The following is a 15,405-nucleotide window of genomic DNA, read 5'->3' as shown; positions in this document are numbered from 1 at the left end:
GTATGAACCTGATCGAAATCCGCGACCTCAGCGTCGCCTTCAGCGGCCAGACCGTGGTACGCAACCTGAGCCTGGACGTCCGTCCCGGCGAGTGCCTGGCGCTGGTGGGTGAGTCCGGCTCCGGCAAGTCGGTGACGGCGCACTCAATCTTGCAACTGTTGCCCGAAGCCGGCACCGACACCCGTGGCTCCGTGAAATATCGCGGCCAGGAACTGGTCGGCGCCTCGGCATCGACCTTGCAGAAACTGCGCGGCAACCGCATTGCGATGATCTTCCAGGAGCCGATGACCTCCCTCAACCCGCTGCACAGCATCGAAAAACAGATCGGCGAAACCTTGCTGCTGCACAAGGGCCTGGGCGGCAAGGCGGCGCAGGCGCGCATCCTCGAGTTGCTGCAGTTGGTGGGCATCCAGAAACCCCAGGAACGCCTCAAGGCCTATCCGCACCAACTCTCCGGGGGCCAGCGCCAACGGGTGATGATCGCCATGGCCCTGGCCTGTGAGCCGGAGCTGTTGATCGCCGACGAGCCCACCACCGCCCTCGACGTGACCGTGCAGCGCAAGATCCTGCTGCTGCTCAAGTCCCTGCAACACCGCCTGGGCATGTCGCTGCTGCTGATCAGCCATGACCTCAACCTGGTGCGCAGCATTGCCCAGCGGGTGTGCGTGATGCGTGCCGGCGAAATTGTCGAGCAGGCTGACTGCGAGACCTTGTTCACGGCCCCCCAACACCCCTACAGCCGCCTGCTGCTGGACGCCGAGCCGTCCGGCGATGTGCTGTGCAGCGAGCCACGGGAGACCGTGCTGGACGTGCACGACCTGAGCGTGCAATTCCCACTGGGCGGCGGCCTGTTCCGGCGCAAGACCTACCTGCGCGCGGTGGATGGCATCAGCCTCAGCGTGCAGCGCGGCAAGACCCTGGGGATTGTCGGCGAGTCCGGTTCGGGCAAGTCCACCCTCGGCCAGGCGATCCTGCGCCTGCTGGATTCCACCGGCAGCATCCGCTTCCAGGGCGAGGCCCTCGACCCGCTCAACCACAAGCAGATGCGCCCGTGGCGCAAGCAGATGCAAGTGGTCTTCCAAGACCCCTACGGCAGCCTCAGCCCACGCATGTCGGTGCAGCAGATCATCAGCGAAGGCCTGGAGGTGCATGCGCCGTGCAGCCTGGCCGACCGCGATGCGCAAGTGATCCAGGTGCTCAAGGACGTGGGCCTCGACCCCGCCAGCCGCCATCGCTTCCCCCATGAGTTTTCCGGCGGCCAGCGCCAACGCATCGCCATCGCCCGCGCGCTGGTGCTCAAGCCGGCGCTGATGCTGCTGGATGAACCGACCTCGGCACTGGACCGTACGGTGCAGAAGCAGGTCGTAGCGTTGCTGCGTGAATTGCAGGAAAAGTACGGCCTGACCTACCTGTTTATCAGCCATGACCTCGCCGTGGTGCGCGCCATGGCCCATGACATGATCGTGATCAAGGACGGCAAGGTGGTCGAGCGCGGGCCGAGCCATGACGTTTTCGAAGCACCGCAGCACCCGTATACCAAAGAACTCCTGGCGGCGGCCGGCGGGCTGTCGTCATGAGTACCAGCCTGACGGACTACCAACAGGTTCGCGGCCTGGCGATCCAGTCGCTGTTCGAGATCATCGAGCAGTCCAGCGAAGGCACGGTGATTGTCGACCGCGACGCCAATATCGTCTGGATGAACGAGCGCTACGCCAAGCGCTTCGGCCTCAAGAGTGCCGATGAAGCCATCGGCCAGCCGTGCGAGCAGGTGATTTCCAACAGCCTGTTGCGCCAGGTGGTGCGCACCGACCGGCCGATTCTGCTGGACATCCAGGACACCCCCAAAGGCCCGTTGGTGGTGATGCGCCTGCCGATCCACAACGACGCCGGTGCAGTGATCGGTGCGATTGGCTTTGCCTTGTTCGATGAGCTGCGCAACCTGTCGCCACTGATCGAACGCTACCTGAGCATGCAGCAGGAACTGGCCTCCACCCGCTCGTTGCTGCGCTCACGCCAGAGCAAATACAACTTCGCGCACTTTATCGGCACCAGCGCCGCCAGCCTGGAAGTCAAACGCCGTGCCCGGCGCAGCGCAAGCGCCGAGTCACCGGTGCTGCTGCTGGGCGAGACCGGCACCGGCAAGGAATTGCTCGCCCAGGCGATCCACGGCGCCTCACCGCGGGCGCACAAGGCGTTTGTCAGCATCAACAGCGCGGCGATTCCCCATGACCTGCTGGAAGCCGAGTTCTTCGGCACCGCGCCGGGCGCCTTTACCGGTGCCGATCGCAAGGGCCGCCCGGGTAAATTCCAGATTGCCCAGGGCGGCACGCTGTTCCTCGATGAAATCGGCGATATGCCGCTGCCGCTGCAAAGCAAGCTGCTGCGGGTGTTGCAGGAAAAGGAATTCGAACCGGTGGGTTCCAACGAAATGCTGCACAGCGATGTGCGGGTGATCGCGGCCACCTCCATGGACCTGGAAGCGGCGATCAAGCGCGGTGAGTTCCGTGCGGACCTGTATTACCGCCTGAACGTATTGCCGATCCAGGTGCCGCCGCTGCGTGAGCGGCTGGAGGACATTCCGGCGCTGAGCGAAGCGATCCTCGAGGAACTGCGCAGCCAGCATGAACTGGACCGCGAGGCCCTGGCGCTGTTGGCACAGCATGCGTGGCCGGGGAACATCCGCGAACTGCGCAACGTGCTGGAGCGCGCGGCGTTGCTGAGCGATGACCTGGTGTTGAACGCTGGGGACATTCGTGCGGCGATTGGCACGTTCAGCCCGGTGGAACGCGGTGCGGTGGACACGGTTGAGGGCGAGACGTTTGCGGCGGCGCGGGAGCGGTTTGATCGGCAGGTGATTGCGGCGGCGCTCGAGGCGTGTGACGGGAATGTGGTGGAGGCGGCCAAGCGATTGGGGCTGGGGCGATCGACGTTGTACAAGAAGATGGTGGCACTGGGTATCGCCTAGTCTCAAAATAGAGACCAAATTCTCCATACAAAGACATTCCCTGTGGGAGGGGGCTTGCCCCCGATAGCATTAGGTCAGTCAACACATATGCTGGCTGATGCACCGCTATCGGGGGCAAGCCCCCTCCCACATTTGATCTTCATTTGTCTCCAAATAGAGACAGCATTCAAAAACACTCGAAAGAAATTAAAAAATATCCATATATTTCAATAACTTGAAAATATGGCACACATCTCGCTATAGCCCTCCCCACTGCTTCACCCACAACAATAACAATCCGATGGAGACACACCATGAGTGTGATCATTGCCCTGGCAGCGCTCGCGTTGCTGATGCTGGCTGCCTACCGTGGCTATAGCGTTATCCTGTTTGCCCCCATCGCCGCCCTCGGCGCCGTGCTGCTCACCGACCCGTCCGCTGTCGCCCCTGCCTTTACCGGGGTGTTCATGGAGAAAATGGTCGGCTTTATCAAACTGTATTTCCCCGTATTCCTGCTCGGTGCGGTGTTCGGCAAGCTGATCGAGCTGTCGGGTTTCTCGCGTTCTATCGTGGCGGCGGCGATCCGTTTGCTCGGCACGCGCCAGGCGATGCTGGTGATCGTGCTGGTCTGCGCCCTGCTCACCTACGGCGGCGTGTCGCTGTTTGTGGTGGTGTTTGCGGTGTACCCGTTTGCGGCGGAGATGTTCCGCCAGAGCAATATCCCCAAGCGCCTGATCCCGGCGACCATCGCCCTCGGTGCGTTCTCGTTCACCATGGACGCCCTGCCCGGCACGCCGCAGATCCAGAACATCATCCCCAGCACCTTCTTCAACACCACCGCCTGGGCGGCGCCGTGGCTGGGGCTGATCGGCACGATTTTCGTGTTCTGCGCCGGCATGCTCTACCTGGCGCGCCAGCGCAACAAGGCCCAGCGCGCCGGTGAAGGCTACGGCACCGAGCTGCGCAACGAGCCGGAAACCGCCGAGAACCTCACGCTGCCCAACCCGTGGATCGCACTGTCGCCGCTGATCCTGGTGGGCGTGATGAACCTGCTGTTCACCCATTGGATCCCACAATGGTATGGCAAGACCCACAGCCTCAGCCTGCCGGGCATGAGCGCACCGGTGACCACCGAAATCGCCAAGCTCACGGCGATCTGGGCGGTGCAGGCGGCGTTGCTGGTGGGCATCATCATGGTGCTGGTATTCGGCTGGTCGGCGATCAAAAGTAAGCTCGCCGACGGCAGCAAGAGCGCGGTCAGCGGCGCATTGCTGGCGGCGATGAACACCGCTTCCGAATATGGTTTCGGCGCGGTGATCGCTTCGCTGCCGGGCTTCCTGGTGCTGGCGGACTGGCTCAAGGGCATCCCCAACCCGCTGGTCAACGAAGCGATTACCGTGACCCTGCTGGCCGGTATCACCGGATCCGCGTCCGGTGGCATGAGCATCGCCCTGGCGGCCATGTCCGAGAGCTTTATTGCGGCGGCCCATGCGGCCAATATTCCCCTTGAAGTGCTGCACCGGGTCGCGGCCATGGCCAGCGGCGGCATGGACACCCTGCCCCACAACGGCGCGGTGATCACCCTGCTGGCGGTGACCGGCCTGACCCACCGCGAAGCCTACAAGGACATTTTCGGCATCACGATCATCAAGACCCTCGCGGTGTTCGTGGTGATCGGTACTTTCTACGCCACCGGCATTGTGTGAGGTTTTCATGACGAGATTGAACGGCAAGACCGCCCTGGTCACCGGTTCCACCAGCGGCATCGGCCTGGGTATCGCCCTGAGCCTGGCCAAGGCCGGTGCCAACCTGATCCTCAACGGCTTCGGCGACGCCAGCGCGGTGGTCGCCCAGGTGCAGGCGTTTGGCGGCAAGGTCGGCCATCACCCGGCGGACGTCAGCGACCCGGCGCAGATTGCCGACATGCTGACCTACGCCGAGCGTGAGTTCGGCGGTGTCGACATCCTGGTGAACAACGCCGGCATCCAGCATGTGGCGGCGGTGGAGGACTTCCCGGTGGAACGCTGGGACGCGATCATCGCGATCAACCTGTCCTCGGTGTTCCACAGCACGCGCTTGAGCCTGCCGGGCATGAAGGCCAAGGGCTGGGGGCGTATCGTCAACATCGCCTCGGTGCACGGCCAGGTCGGCTCGGTGGGCAAGGCCGCTTATGTGGCAGCCAAGCACGGCGTGATCGGCTTGACCAAGGTGGTGGGCCTGGAGACCGCCACCAGCAACGTGACCTGCAACGCGATCTGCCCCGGCTGGGTGCTGACGCCGCTGGTGCAGAAGCAGATTGATGATCGCGTGGCCAACGGCGTCGATCCGCAGCAGGCGCAACATGATCTGCTGGCGGAGAAACAGCCGTCCCTGGAGTTCGTGACGCCGTCGCAGCTGGGAGAGCTGGTGCTGTTCTTGTGCAGCGAGGCTGGTGCCCAGGTGCGGGGGGCGGCGTGGAACATTGATGGCGGCTGGCTGGCCCAATAAGGCCAGACACATTAGAACGCTATAGTTTGGAAAACCTGCATAAGAACAAGAGACCGTGCTGATGTCCGAAATCCTCTGGCAACCTTCCCCCGAACGCATCCGCACCACGCGAATGGACCAGTTCCGGCGCTTTATCAATGATCGCCACGGCGTGCAGCTCAGCGACTATCCGGCCCTGCACCAGTGGAGCATCGACCAGCGCCCGGACTTCTGGCAGGCGATCGTCACGTTCTTCGATGTGCAGTTTCGCAGCCCGCCCAGTGCAGTGCTGATCGAAGACGTCGAGATGCCCAGCGCCCAGTGGTTTCCCGGCGCGACCCTGAATTTTGCCGAACACCTGTTGCGCCGCCGCGACGATCACCCGGCGGTGGTCGCGATCAGCGAAGACGGCCAGCGCGAACAACTGACCTACGCCGAACTGGCCGCCCACGTCGCCGGCCTGCAGGACAGCCTGCGGGCGGCCGGTGTCGGCCGCGGTGACCGGGTCGCCGCCTGCATGCCCAACACCTGGCAAACCCTGGTCGGCATGCTGGCCACCACCAGCCTCGGCGCGATCTGGTCATGCTCCTCGCCAGACTTCGGCACCCAAGGCGTCATCGACCGCTTCGGCCAGATCGAGCCCAAGGTGCTGATCACCTGCGCCGGCTACCGCTACGCCGGTAAAACCATCGACCAAAGCGTCAAGCTCAATGAAATCCTCGAACGCCTGCCGTCCCTGGAACAATTGATCATCGTCCCGTATGCACGGCCCCAGGCCTGCGTCGAGGACTATCAGACCCAGGCCCGCGTCGCCCTGTGGAACGACTTCTACCAACCCGGCGGCGCGCCTGAATTCGTCGCGGTGCCGTTCGACCATCCGCTGTATATCCTCTATTCCAGCGGCACCACCGGCGTGCCCAAATGCATCATCCACGGCACCGGCGGCGTGCTGCTCACCCACCTCAAGGAACACGGCCTGCACGCGGATATCTCCCGCGAGGATTGCCTGTTCTACTACACCACCTGCGGCTGGATGATGTGGAACTGGCTGGTCTCGGTGCTGGCGATCGGGGCCACGGCGGTGCTGTATGACGGCTCGCCGTTTCACCCCGGCCCGGAACGCTTGATCGACCTGATCGACGCGGAAAAGATCAGCGTGTTCGGCACCAGCCCCAAGTTCCTCGCCACCCTGGAAAAGGCCGGGCTGCAACCGCGCCTGAGCCACGACCTGGGCAGCCTCAAGGGCCTGATTTCGACCGGCTCGCCCTTGTCGCCCCAGAGCTACGACTACGTGTACCGCGAGATCAAGGCCGAGTTGTGCCTGTCATCGATGTCCGGTGGCACCGATATCGTCTCCTGCTTTGTGATCGGCAATCCGGTGCTGCCGGTGCGGCGCGGGGAAATGCAATGCAAGAGCCTGGCGATGGCCATCGAGGTGTGGGACGACCAGGGCCAACCGTTGGTCGGGGAAAAAGGCGAGCTGGTGTGCACCCGGCACTTCCCGGCGATGCCCATCGGCTTGTGGAACGACCCGCACCAGAAGAAGCTGCGCGCCTCGTATTTCAGCCAGTTTCCCGGCGTGTGGGCCCAGGGCGACTACGCCGAGCAACGCCCCAACGGCAGCCTGCTGATTCACGGCCGCTCCGACGCAGTGCTCAACCCCGGCGGCGTGCGCATCGGCACCGCGGAGATTTATCGCCAGGTGGAAAAAGTCCCGCAGGTGCTGGAAAGCCTGGCCATCGGCCAACGCTGGCAGGACGATGTGCGGGTGGTGCTGTTTGTGCGCCTGGATGACGGCATCGAACTGAATGAGGCCCTGGCGCAGCAGATCCGCCAGGTGATCCGCGCCAACACTACGCCGCGCCATGTGCCGGCGAAGATCCTCGCCGTCAGCGATATCCCCCGCACCATCAGCGGCAAGATCGTCGAACTGGCGGTGCGCAACGTGGTGCACGGCGAGCCGGTGAAGAATACCGACGCACTGGCCAACCCGCAGGCCCTGGAGCAATTTCGCGACCGCCCCGAACTGGCGGAAAGATGAAAGGTTTCAGCCCTGCCGCACTCATTTGAAGACAAACCCTCAATGCATGCTATTTTTCGAGGGTAGTCACCCATCGGTGTCCCACGGGATAATGGGTGTTGTCATTTTTCAAAGCGTTACGCTCAGGGCTTTTTATGAAGGGAACAACCACCGGCAGCGAAGCCGCTGCATTGATTGCGCGGCTGGACTGGGCGCACAGCCCCCTCGGTGAGGCCAATGATTGGCCGCAAAGCCTGCGCACAGCCGTGGACATCGTCATCCACTCTCCGATGCCGATGCTCCTGCTGTGGGGCAGCGAACTCACCCAACTCTACAACGACGGCTTCGCCCTGCTGGCGGGCAATAAACACCCGGACGCCATGGGCCAGCCGGCGCACCAGACCTGGCCGGAACTCGAAAGCTTCACTGCGCCGATCTACGACGCCGTGCTGACCGGCCAGGTGCGCACCTTCAGCGAGCAGCGTTTTGTCCTGCAACGCAACAATCGCGACACCGAAATCTGGCTGGACCTGACCTACAGCCCGATCCGCGATGAAAGCGCCAATGTGGCCGGCATCCTGGTCACGGCCATCGAAACCAACGAACGGCGCAAGGCCCAGCACAACACCGAACAACGCCTGCAACTGGCCCTGGCCGCCACCGATGCGGTGGGCACCTGGGACTGGGACATTGGCGAAGACCGCTTTATCGCCGACGCGCACTTCGCCTACCTGCACGGGGTTGATCCAAGCGACGCCAGCCGGTTGCCGATCAGCGACTACCTGCAAGGTGTACATCCCGAAGATCGCGGCATGGTGGCGCGCAGCATCAAGCATTGCATCACCTACGGCACTGAATACGCCGAGGAATATCGCCTGCAACAAGCCGACGGCCAGGTGCGCTGGGTGTTCGCCCGGGGGCGTTGCTACAAGGATCATCAAGGCCGCCCCGCGCGCTTCCTCGGCGCGGCACTGGACCTCACCGAGCGCAAAAATACCGAGCAGGCCCTGCGCCAGAGCCAGACCGAACTGCAGTTGATCATCAACGCCATGCCGGTGCTGATCGGCTACGTCGACCACGAGCAGCGTTTTCGCCTGAACAACAGTGCCTACCTCGACTGGTACGGCCTGACGCCCCAGGAGCTGTACGGCAAGACCATCCGCGAAGTGCTCGGCGACGACGTGTACGCCGGGCGCAAGGACAAGATCGCCGCTGCGCTCAGGGGCAAGGCCTGCAGTTTCATGACCGTCACCCCCCATCGCGATGGCCGCCCGCGCCATGCGTTGATGAAATACCTGCCACGCTTCAGCAATGACGGCTCGGTGAACGGTTTCTACATCTTTGTCATCGATGAAACCGAACGCAAACTCACCGAAGAAGCCCTGCGCCACCTCAACGAGAACCTCGAGGAGCGCGTGGCCCAGCGCACCCAGGCGCTGGCCGAAGCCAACGAACGCCTGCAAAACGAGATGTTCGAGCGCGAGCGCGCCGAAGATGCCCTGCGCCATGCGCAGAAGATGGAAGCGGTGGGCCAGCTCACCGGCGGTATCGCCCACGACTTCAATAATATGCTCACCGGCATCATCGGCAGCCTGGACCTGATGCAGCGCTACATCGCCGCCGGGCGCAGCGACGAGATCGGCCGCTTTACCGACGCCGCCGTGTCCTCGGCCCATCGCGCGGCCGCCCTCACCCACCGTCTGCTGGCGTTTTCACGGCGCCAGTCGCTGGACCTTCGCCCGCTGGATCCGAACCAGTTGGTAGCGTCCCTGGAGGAGCTGTTCCAGCGCACCAAGGGCGCGCATATCACGCTCAAGGTGCAACTGGGCCGCGACATCTGGCCGGTCAACACCGACGCCAGCCAACTGGAAAACGCCCTGCTCAACCTGGTAATCAACGCACGCGACGCCATGCCCGATGGCGGCGAACTGCTGATCGAAACCGCCAACAGCTACCTGGACGGCACCGATATCACCACCCTCGAACCAGTCAGGGCCGGCGACTACGTGATGCTCGGCGTGTGTGACAACGGCAGCGGCATGGCACCGAAGATTCTCGCCAAGGCGTTCGACCCGTTCTTCACCACCAAGCCCATCGGCCAGGGCACCGGCCTGGGGCTGTCGATGATCTATGGGTTTGCCCAGCAGTCCGGTGGCCACGTGACCATCCAGAGCGAACCGGGCCAGGGCACCTGCGTGCGCCTGTATCTGCCGCGCCTGCACGGCACCTCCCTGGAAAGCAGCCAGCCCGCCCATCCGGGCGAAGTCCCGCTGGCCCTTGCCGGCGAAGCGGTGGTGGTGGTCGAGGATGACCCGGCGGTGCGCATGCTGGTGGTCAATGTGCTCGACGAGCTGGGTTATACCGCGCACCAGGCGGCGGATGCCCGTGCGGCGCTGCCGTTGCTGGAGTCGGACTTGCGCGTGGACCTGCTGGTGACAGACGTCGGCCTGCCCGGCATGAACGGCCGCCAACTGGCGGAGATCGCCCGCCAGCATCGGCCGGGGCTCAAGGTGCTGTTCATGACCGGCTACGCGGAGAAAGCCGCCGAACGCCAGGGCTTCCTGGAGGACGGCATGGACATGGTCGCCAAGCCGTTTTCCATCGACCTGCTGGCGACCAAAATCCGCAGCATGATCAGCGTCGATGATTCAGTTCAGGCATAATCGCGCGCCGTCGCACACCTGGTAGAGACCGATGAAAGCCCAAGCCCGCCATATCCTGGTGAAAACCAGCGAAGAAGCCGAACAGCTCAAGCAGCGCATTGCCAAGGGCGAAGCCTTTGATGTGCTGGCCAAGAAGTACTCCACGTGCCCGTCCGGCAAGCGCGGCGGCGACTTGGGTGAAGTGCGGCCGGGGCAGATGGTCGGGGTGATCGATGCGGTGATCTTCAAGAAACCGGTGAAGGTGGTGCACGGGCCGATCAAGAGCAAGTTCGGGTATCACCTGGTGCAGGTGTTTTACCGGGATTGAGGCTTTGGCTTAAGACCGCTATCGGGGGCAAGCCCCCTCCCACAGGGGTTTGCTCCCGATCCGCCGCAGGCGGCCATTCATCTACTCCCTGGGGATCAGCGCCCCCGGCACCTGGATAACCCGGCTCGCCAATCGATGCCCGGCCAAAGCAGCCTCCTGGGGCGAACCGCCCTTGAGCCGACTGGCCAGGTACGCCGCACTGAACGAATCCCCCGCCGCCGTAGTGTCCACCACCTTCTCCACCTTCAGCGCCGGCACGGCAAGGCGCTCACCGTCGCAACGGATCAAACACGCATCCGCACCGCGCTTGAGCACCACTTCCGCAATCGCCGGGTACGCCGCGAATACCTGTTCGCTGTCGGCATAACCAAACAACGCGCGTTCGTCATCCTCGGTCAGCAAGGCGATATCCACCTCGGCCAGTACGCTGCGATAAGCCTCGCGGGCAACGTCCACCGTGGCCCAGAGCCGTGGCCGGTAGTTGTTGTCAAACACCACTGCGCCGCCACGTCGGCGGGTTTCGATCAGCACTTCGAGCAGGCGCTGGCGCCCGACTTCACCCAGCACCGCCAGGGTAATGCCGCTGAAATACACCACGTTGTAGTCCGGCAATGCCGCCAGGATCGGCGCAGCCGCCGGCGTGGTAAAGCAGTCGCGCACGGCCGCTTCGTTGCGCCAGTAGAGGAATTTGCGCTCGCCGTTGGCATCGGTCTGGATGCAGTACAAGCCGGGCAAACGCCCGGGCAGGCGCTGGACCCGCTCCAGGCCCAAGCCTTCTTCGGCCCAGTGCGCACACATGGCGTCGCTGAAGCTGTCATCGCCCAAGGCGGTGACATAGTCCACCGTGCCGATATCCCCCAGCTCACGGCGCAGGTACACCGCCGCGTTCAGGGTGTCGCCGCCGAAGCTCTGTTGCAGGCTGCCGTCGGCGCGGTGTTGCAATTCGATCATGCATTCGCCGATCAGGGCGATGCGGGGGTGGGTGGTGGTCATGGCTTTACACTCAGAAACGGGTTTCCAGGGACTCGATCACCCGCAACTGCTCATCCACCAGGCAGCCGACCTGCCACTTGTCGAAGGTCAGGCAAGGGTGCGAGGTGCCGAAGGAAATGATGTCGCCGATGCGCAGCTCGACACCTGCCGCAACGGTCATGAAGGCGTGCTGGTCCATCACGGCGGTGACGGTGCAGGCGCTCACATCATCGCCTTCCGCCGGCAGGATCCCGGCGCGATAGCGTTTAAGCGGCACCGGTAAACCGGCGTCGTAGGCCACGTCGCGCTTGCCCAGGGCGATCACCGCAAAGCCCGGCTCAGGCAACGATTGCACATGGGCCCAGACTTCCAGGGCCGGGCGCAGGCCTTCCTGGAGGTCGCTGCGACGGTCGAGCACGCAGCATTGCGCCTCTTTGTAGATGCCATGGTCGTGGGCCACGTAGCTGCCGGGGCGCAATACGCTGAGGAAACGGCCGGCGGCGTTTTGGGTTTCGAAGGACTCGGCGATCAGGTCGTACCAGGCCGACCCAGACGCCGTGATAATGGGCTTGGGCAGGTCGAAGGCCCCATTGTTTTGCAGGTCCACGGCCAGGCGCACCAGGCTCGCGGCGAAGTCGCGGATGCCATTGATGGCGTGCTCGCCGTGGATCACCCCTTCGTAGCCTTCGATACCGGTGAGGGCCAGGGCCGGCTGGGCCTTGATCGCCTTGGCCAGGTCGCGCACTTCCTGCTCGCTGCGGCAACCGCAACGGCCGCCGACCACGCCGTATTCGATCATCACGTTCAGGCGCAGGCCACGGGCGGCGAAGAACAGGCCCAGGTCGGCGACGTTGTCCGGGTGGTCGACCATGCAGTGGAAGTCAAAATCCTTGTCGGCCAGCAGGTCGGCGATCAACGCCATGTTCGGTGCGCCCACCAACTGGTTGGCCATCAGCACCCGGCGCACGCCACCGGCATAGGCGGCGCGGGTCTGCACCGCGTTGGCCAGGGTAATGCCCCAGGCGCCCGCGGCAAGCTGGCGCTGGAACAATGCCGGCATCATGCTGGTCTTGCCGTGGGGCGCCAGTTCCGCGCCGCTGTTGCTGACGAAATCCTGCATCCAGCGAATGTTGTGTTCCAGGGCGTCGCGGTGCAGCACCAGGGCGGGCAGGCTGACGTCACGGACCAGGTGGGCACCGACGGCGGCGGCGCCCTTTTCAACGGCATTGATGGCTGACATGGAAAACTCCTATTCGTTGATGCGACGGGCCAGGTTGTTGGCGCTGTCGATCAACACCCGGCGATAGTCGTTGTAGTTTTTGCTCGCATCGGCCCGAGGGGCGACGATGCACAGCGTCGCAATGCTGACGCCCTGCGCGTCCCGGACCGGGGCGGCAAAGCAGTGGGTAAAGGTGTCGGCCACACTGTCGAAGGAAAAGAACCCATCGAGGGTGGCCTGGCGGATTTGCGCGAGGAAGGTCTCCAGCGGCAGGCGCTGGCCGTCCGGCAGGATAAAGTCGTCGTGGTCGATCAGGTCGATGATCTGCTGGTCGCTCAAGTGCCCCAGCAACAGGCGTCCGGAGGCGGTCCATGGGATCGGCGCGTCTTCACCGATGTCCGAGGAAATACGGAAATGCCGCTCGCCTTCGCGCATCAGCGCCACCGTGTATTTGCGCCCGTTGAGCAGGCACATCTGCGCGGTTTCGTGGGTTTGGCTGACGATCTCCTGCAACGCGTGGTCGGCCTCGCGGGTCAGGTCGAAATGACGCAAGTGGGCCTGGCCGAGGAAATACAACTGACGGCCGAGGTAGACGTGACCGTCCTTGCCCACGGTTTCGAGGATGCGCCGCTCCAACAAGGAGGCGACCAATTCGTAGACCGTGGATTTGGGGCTGCCGATGCCACTGGCAATATCATTCGGGCGCAGGGGCTGGCCGATTTCCTTGAGAAAATCGAGGATATCGAATGCACGGTCCAGGCCTTTGGCGCGGCGTTTGATGGTGTCTTCGGTCATGGCGATATCGGTCCGGTCGAAGTTGTTGGGTACGACACAATTCTCCTGTGGGAGGGGGCTTGCCCCCGATGAGGGAGTGTCAGCACATGCATTTGTGACTGACTCACCGCCATCGGGGGCAAGCCCCCTCCCACATTGGATTTGCAGTGGGCTTAAGAGTGGGGCAATTTAGCCCTTTTTCTTGTAGGCCACGCAATCAATCTCGACCTTGCAGTCCACCATCATGTTGGCCTGCACACAGGCGCGCGCCGGCGCGTGTTCCGGGGTGAAGTATTCGCCGAAGACCTTGTTGAAACTCCAGAAGTCCCGCGGGTCTTCCAGCCACACGCCGACCCGCACCACGTCTTTCAACTCGTAGCCGGCTTCTTCGAGGATCGCCACCACATTGCGCAGGGTCTGCCGGGTTTGCTCGATGATCCCGCCGGTGATGATTTCGCCGTCCACCGCAGGCACTTGGCCCGAGACGTACAGCCAACCGTCCGCTTCCACCGCGCGGGCGAAGGGACGCGGCTGGCCACCGCCGGCCGTACTGCCGGCTCCGTAACGAGTGATGCTCATAAAACGATGCTCCTGATTAAAAACGAATGTTCTTGAGAAATTCCGCCAGGCGCGGCGATTGCGGCCGCTCGAAGATGTCCTTCGACGAGCCCTGCTCTTCAATCCGGCCCTGGTTCATGAAGACGATCTTGTCCGAGACTTCATAGGCAAAGCGCATTTCGTGGGTGACCAGCAACATGGTCATGCCCTCTTCCGCCAGGCCCTTGATCACACTGAGCACCTCGCCCACCAGTTCCGGGTCGAGGGCCGACGTGACTTCGTCGAAGAGCATCAGGCTCGGGTTCATGGCAATGGCACGGGCTATAGCCACACGCTGTTGCTGGCCGCCGGACAGCTGGCCGGGGAAGTGATCGCGGCGCTGCAAAAGTCCTACACGGTCCAACCATTTTTCCGCGAGTGCCACCGCCTCGTCCTTAGGCATTTTCTTAACTTTCAACAGGCCGAGGGTGACGTTCTGCAATGCGCTCAGATGGGGAAACAGGTTGAACTGCTGGAACGCCATGCCGGTCATCGCCCGGTGCTGGGCGATCACGCGTTCGGGGTGACGCACGCGCTTGCCGCCGATGTCGCTGTAGCCGATGGACTCGCCATCCAGGGTGATCTGCCCGCCCTGGAATTCTTCCAGCAGGTTGACGCAACGCAGCAAGGTGGTCTTGCCCGAGCCGCTGGAGCCGATCAACGTCACCACGTTGCCGCGCGCCATGGACAGGTCGACGCCCTTGAGCACTTCGACCTCGCCGTATTGTTTACGCAGGCCGCGGATGTCCAGCAGCGGCTCGGTTGTTTGAGGTTGGTTCATGGCAAGGCCACCCGCTTTTCAATGTAGCGCCCGAATAACTCGATGGCGTAGTTGATGACAAAGAACAGAAACCCGGCGAACAGGTAGAACTCCAGGGTCATGAAGGTACGCGCGATCACTTGCTGGGTACTCAGCAGCAATTCGGCCACGCCGATCACCGAGAGCAAGGTCGAGGCCTTGACGATTTCCGTCGAGGAATTGACCCAGGTCGGCAGGATCTGCCGCAGCGCCTGGGGCAGCAGCACGTAGGCCAGGGACTGCCGGAATGTCAGCCCAATCGCCTTGCCTGCTTCCAACTGCCCACGGGGAATGGCTTGCAGTGCACCGCGCACGATTTCCGAGACGTGGGAGCCGCAGAACAGCGTGAGCCCGACGGCGCCGGCCTGGAACGCGGTGATTTTCCAGCCAAGCGCCGGCAGCATGTAGAAACACGCCAACACCAGCACAAACACCGGCGTGCCACGGATCAGGTCGACATACAGGCGAAACGGTGCGCGCATCCAGAATTTGCCGTAGGTCAGGATCAACCCGGCGACGATACCGATCAGCGTGCCAAAGATAATCGCCAGCGCCGACACCGCGACACTGGCCTGAAACCCCGCCCAGAGCGTATCCCGGGCGATCCACAACTCATGCAGCCAGCTGGGGGACTCGTACATGGA

Annotated in this window: 13 protein-coding genes; 7 read left to right on the top strand and 6 right to left on the bottom strand. The window is 63.3% G+C overall.

Annotated elements, in window-relative coordinates:
- The first annotated feature begins 2 nt into the window (after positions 1 to 2).
- The 7 genes from C8K58_RS02105 to C8K58_RS02075 all read left to right on the top strand — a co-directional run bounded on the left by C8K58_RS02105 (position 3) and on the right by C8K58_RS02075 (position 10,400).
- Complete coding sequence (locus C8K58_RS02105; protein WP_027608621.1) at positions 3 to 1,577, top strand: ABC transporter ATP-binding protein; 1,575 nt, start codon at positions 3 to 5, stop codon at positions 1,575 to 1,577.
- Positions 1,574 to 2,965: a sigma-54-dependent Fis family transcriptional regulator gene (locus C8K58_RS02100; RefSeq protein ID WP_108572850.1), complete on the top strand. Its 1,392-nt coding sequence runs from the start codon at positions 1,574 to 1,576 to the stop codon at positions 2,963 to 2,965. Before C8K58_RS02105 ends, C8K58_RS02100 begins: the two co-directional genes overlap by 4 nt.
- Positions 2,966 to 3,258: 293 nt before the next feature.
- Positions 3,259 to 4,650, top strand: coding sequence for a GntP family permease (locus C8K58_RS02095; RefSeq protein WP_027608623.1), 1,392 nt, complete (start codon positions 3,259 to 3,261; stop codon positions 4,648 to 4,650).
- Between the two features lie 7 nt (positions 4,651 to 4,657).
- Complete coding sequence (locus C8K58_RS02090; RefSeq protein WP_027608624.1) at positions 4,658 to 5,431, top strand: 3-hydroxybutyrate dehydrogenase; 774 nt, start codon at positions 4,658 to 4,660, stop codon at positions 5,429 to 5,431.
- 61 nt (positions 5,432 to 5,492) lie between these two features.
- Positions 5,493 to 7,451 carry an acetoacetate--CoA ligase gene (locus C8K58_RS02085; RefSeq protein WP_108572848.1) on the top strand — a complete coding sequence of 653 codons (1,959 nt, stop codon included), beginning with the start codon at positions 5,493 to 5,495 and terminating at the stop codon, positions 7,449 to 7,451.
- Between the two features lie 134 nt (positions 7,452 to 7,585).
- Positions 7,586 to 10,093, top strand: coding sequence for a PAS domain-containing protein (locus C8K58_RS02080; RefSeq protein ID WP_108572846.1), 2,508 nt, complete (start codon positions 7,586 to 7,588; stop codon positions 10,091 to 10,093).
- A gap of 31 nt (positions 10,094 to 10,124) precedes the next feature.
- Entirely contained in the window at positions 10,125 to 10,400 is a 276-nt protein-coding gene (locus C8K58_RS02075; protein WP_010564624.1) for a peptidylprolyl isomerase, read from the top strand.
- Positions 10,401 to 10,481: 81 nt separating this feature from the next.
- Here the strand turns inward: C8K58_RS02075 and C8K58_RS02070 are convergent, their stop codons facing one another.
- The 6 genes from C8K58_RS02070 to C8K58_RS02045 form a co-directional block, all read right to left on the bottom strand.
- A complete protein-coding gene (locus tag C8K58_RS02070; RefSeq protein ID WP_108572844.1) occupies positions 10,482 to 11,393 on the bottom strand; it encodes a sugar kinase in 912 nt (303 codons plus the stop codon).
- A gap of 10 nt (positions 11,394 to 11,403) precedes the next feature.
- Positions 11,404 to 12,612, bottom strand: a complete 1,209-nt coding sequence (locus tag C8K58_RS02065) for an amino acid deaminase (RefSeq protein WP_108572842.1) — start codon at positions 12,610 to 12,612, stop codon at positions 11,404 to 11,406.
- Positions 12,613 to 12,621: 9 nt separating this feature from the next.
- A complete protein-coding gene (locus C8K58_RS02060; RefSeq protein WP_065942123.1) occupies positions 12,622 to 13,386 on the bottom strand; it encodes an IclR family transcriptional regulator in 765 nt (254 codons plus the stop codon).
- A gap of 168 nt (positions 13,387 to 13,554) precedes the next feature.
- Positions 13,555 to 13,944: a RidA family protein gene (locus C8K58_RS02055; protein ID WP_012723821.1), complete on the bottom strand. Its 390-nt coding sequence runs from the start codon at positions 13,942 to 13,944 to the stop codon at positions 13,555 to 13,557.
- A 16-nt stretch (positions 13,945 to 13,960) separates the two neighbouring features.
- On the bottom strand, positions 13,961 to 14,743 hold the full coding sequence (locus C8K58_RS02050; RefSeq protein WP_027608630.1) for an amino acid ABC transporter ATP-binding protein: 783 nt from the start codon (positions 14,741 to 14,743) through the stop codon (positions 13,961 to 13,963).
- A complete protein-coding gene (locus tag C8K58_RS02045; protein WP_065941973.1) occupies positions 14,740 to 15,402 on the bottom strand; it encodes an amino acid ABC transporter permease in 663 nt (220 codons plus the stop codon). Before C8K58_RS02045 ends, C8K58_RS02050 begins: the two co-directional genes overlap by 4 nt.
- Positions 15,403 to 15,405: the final 3 nt, after the last annotated feature.

It is taken from the genome of Pseudomonas sp. GV047, assembly GCF_003058245.1.
Classification (GTDB): Bacteria; Pseudomonadota; Gammaproteobacteria; order Pseudomonadales; family Pseudomonadaceae; genus Aquipseudomonas; species Aquipseudomonas marginalis.
The sequence above is the reverse complement of the archived record's forward strand: the minus strand, read 5'-3'. Positions and strand labels throughout refer to the sequence as shown.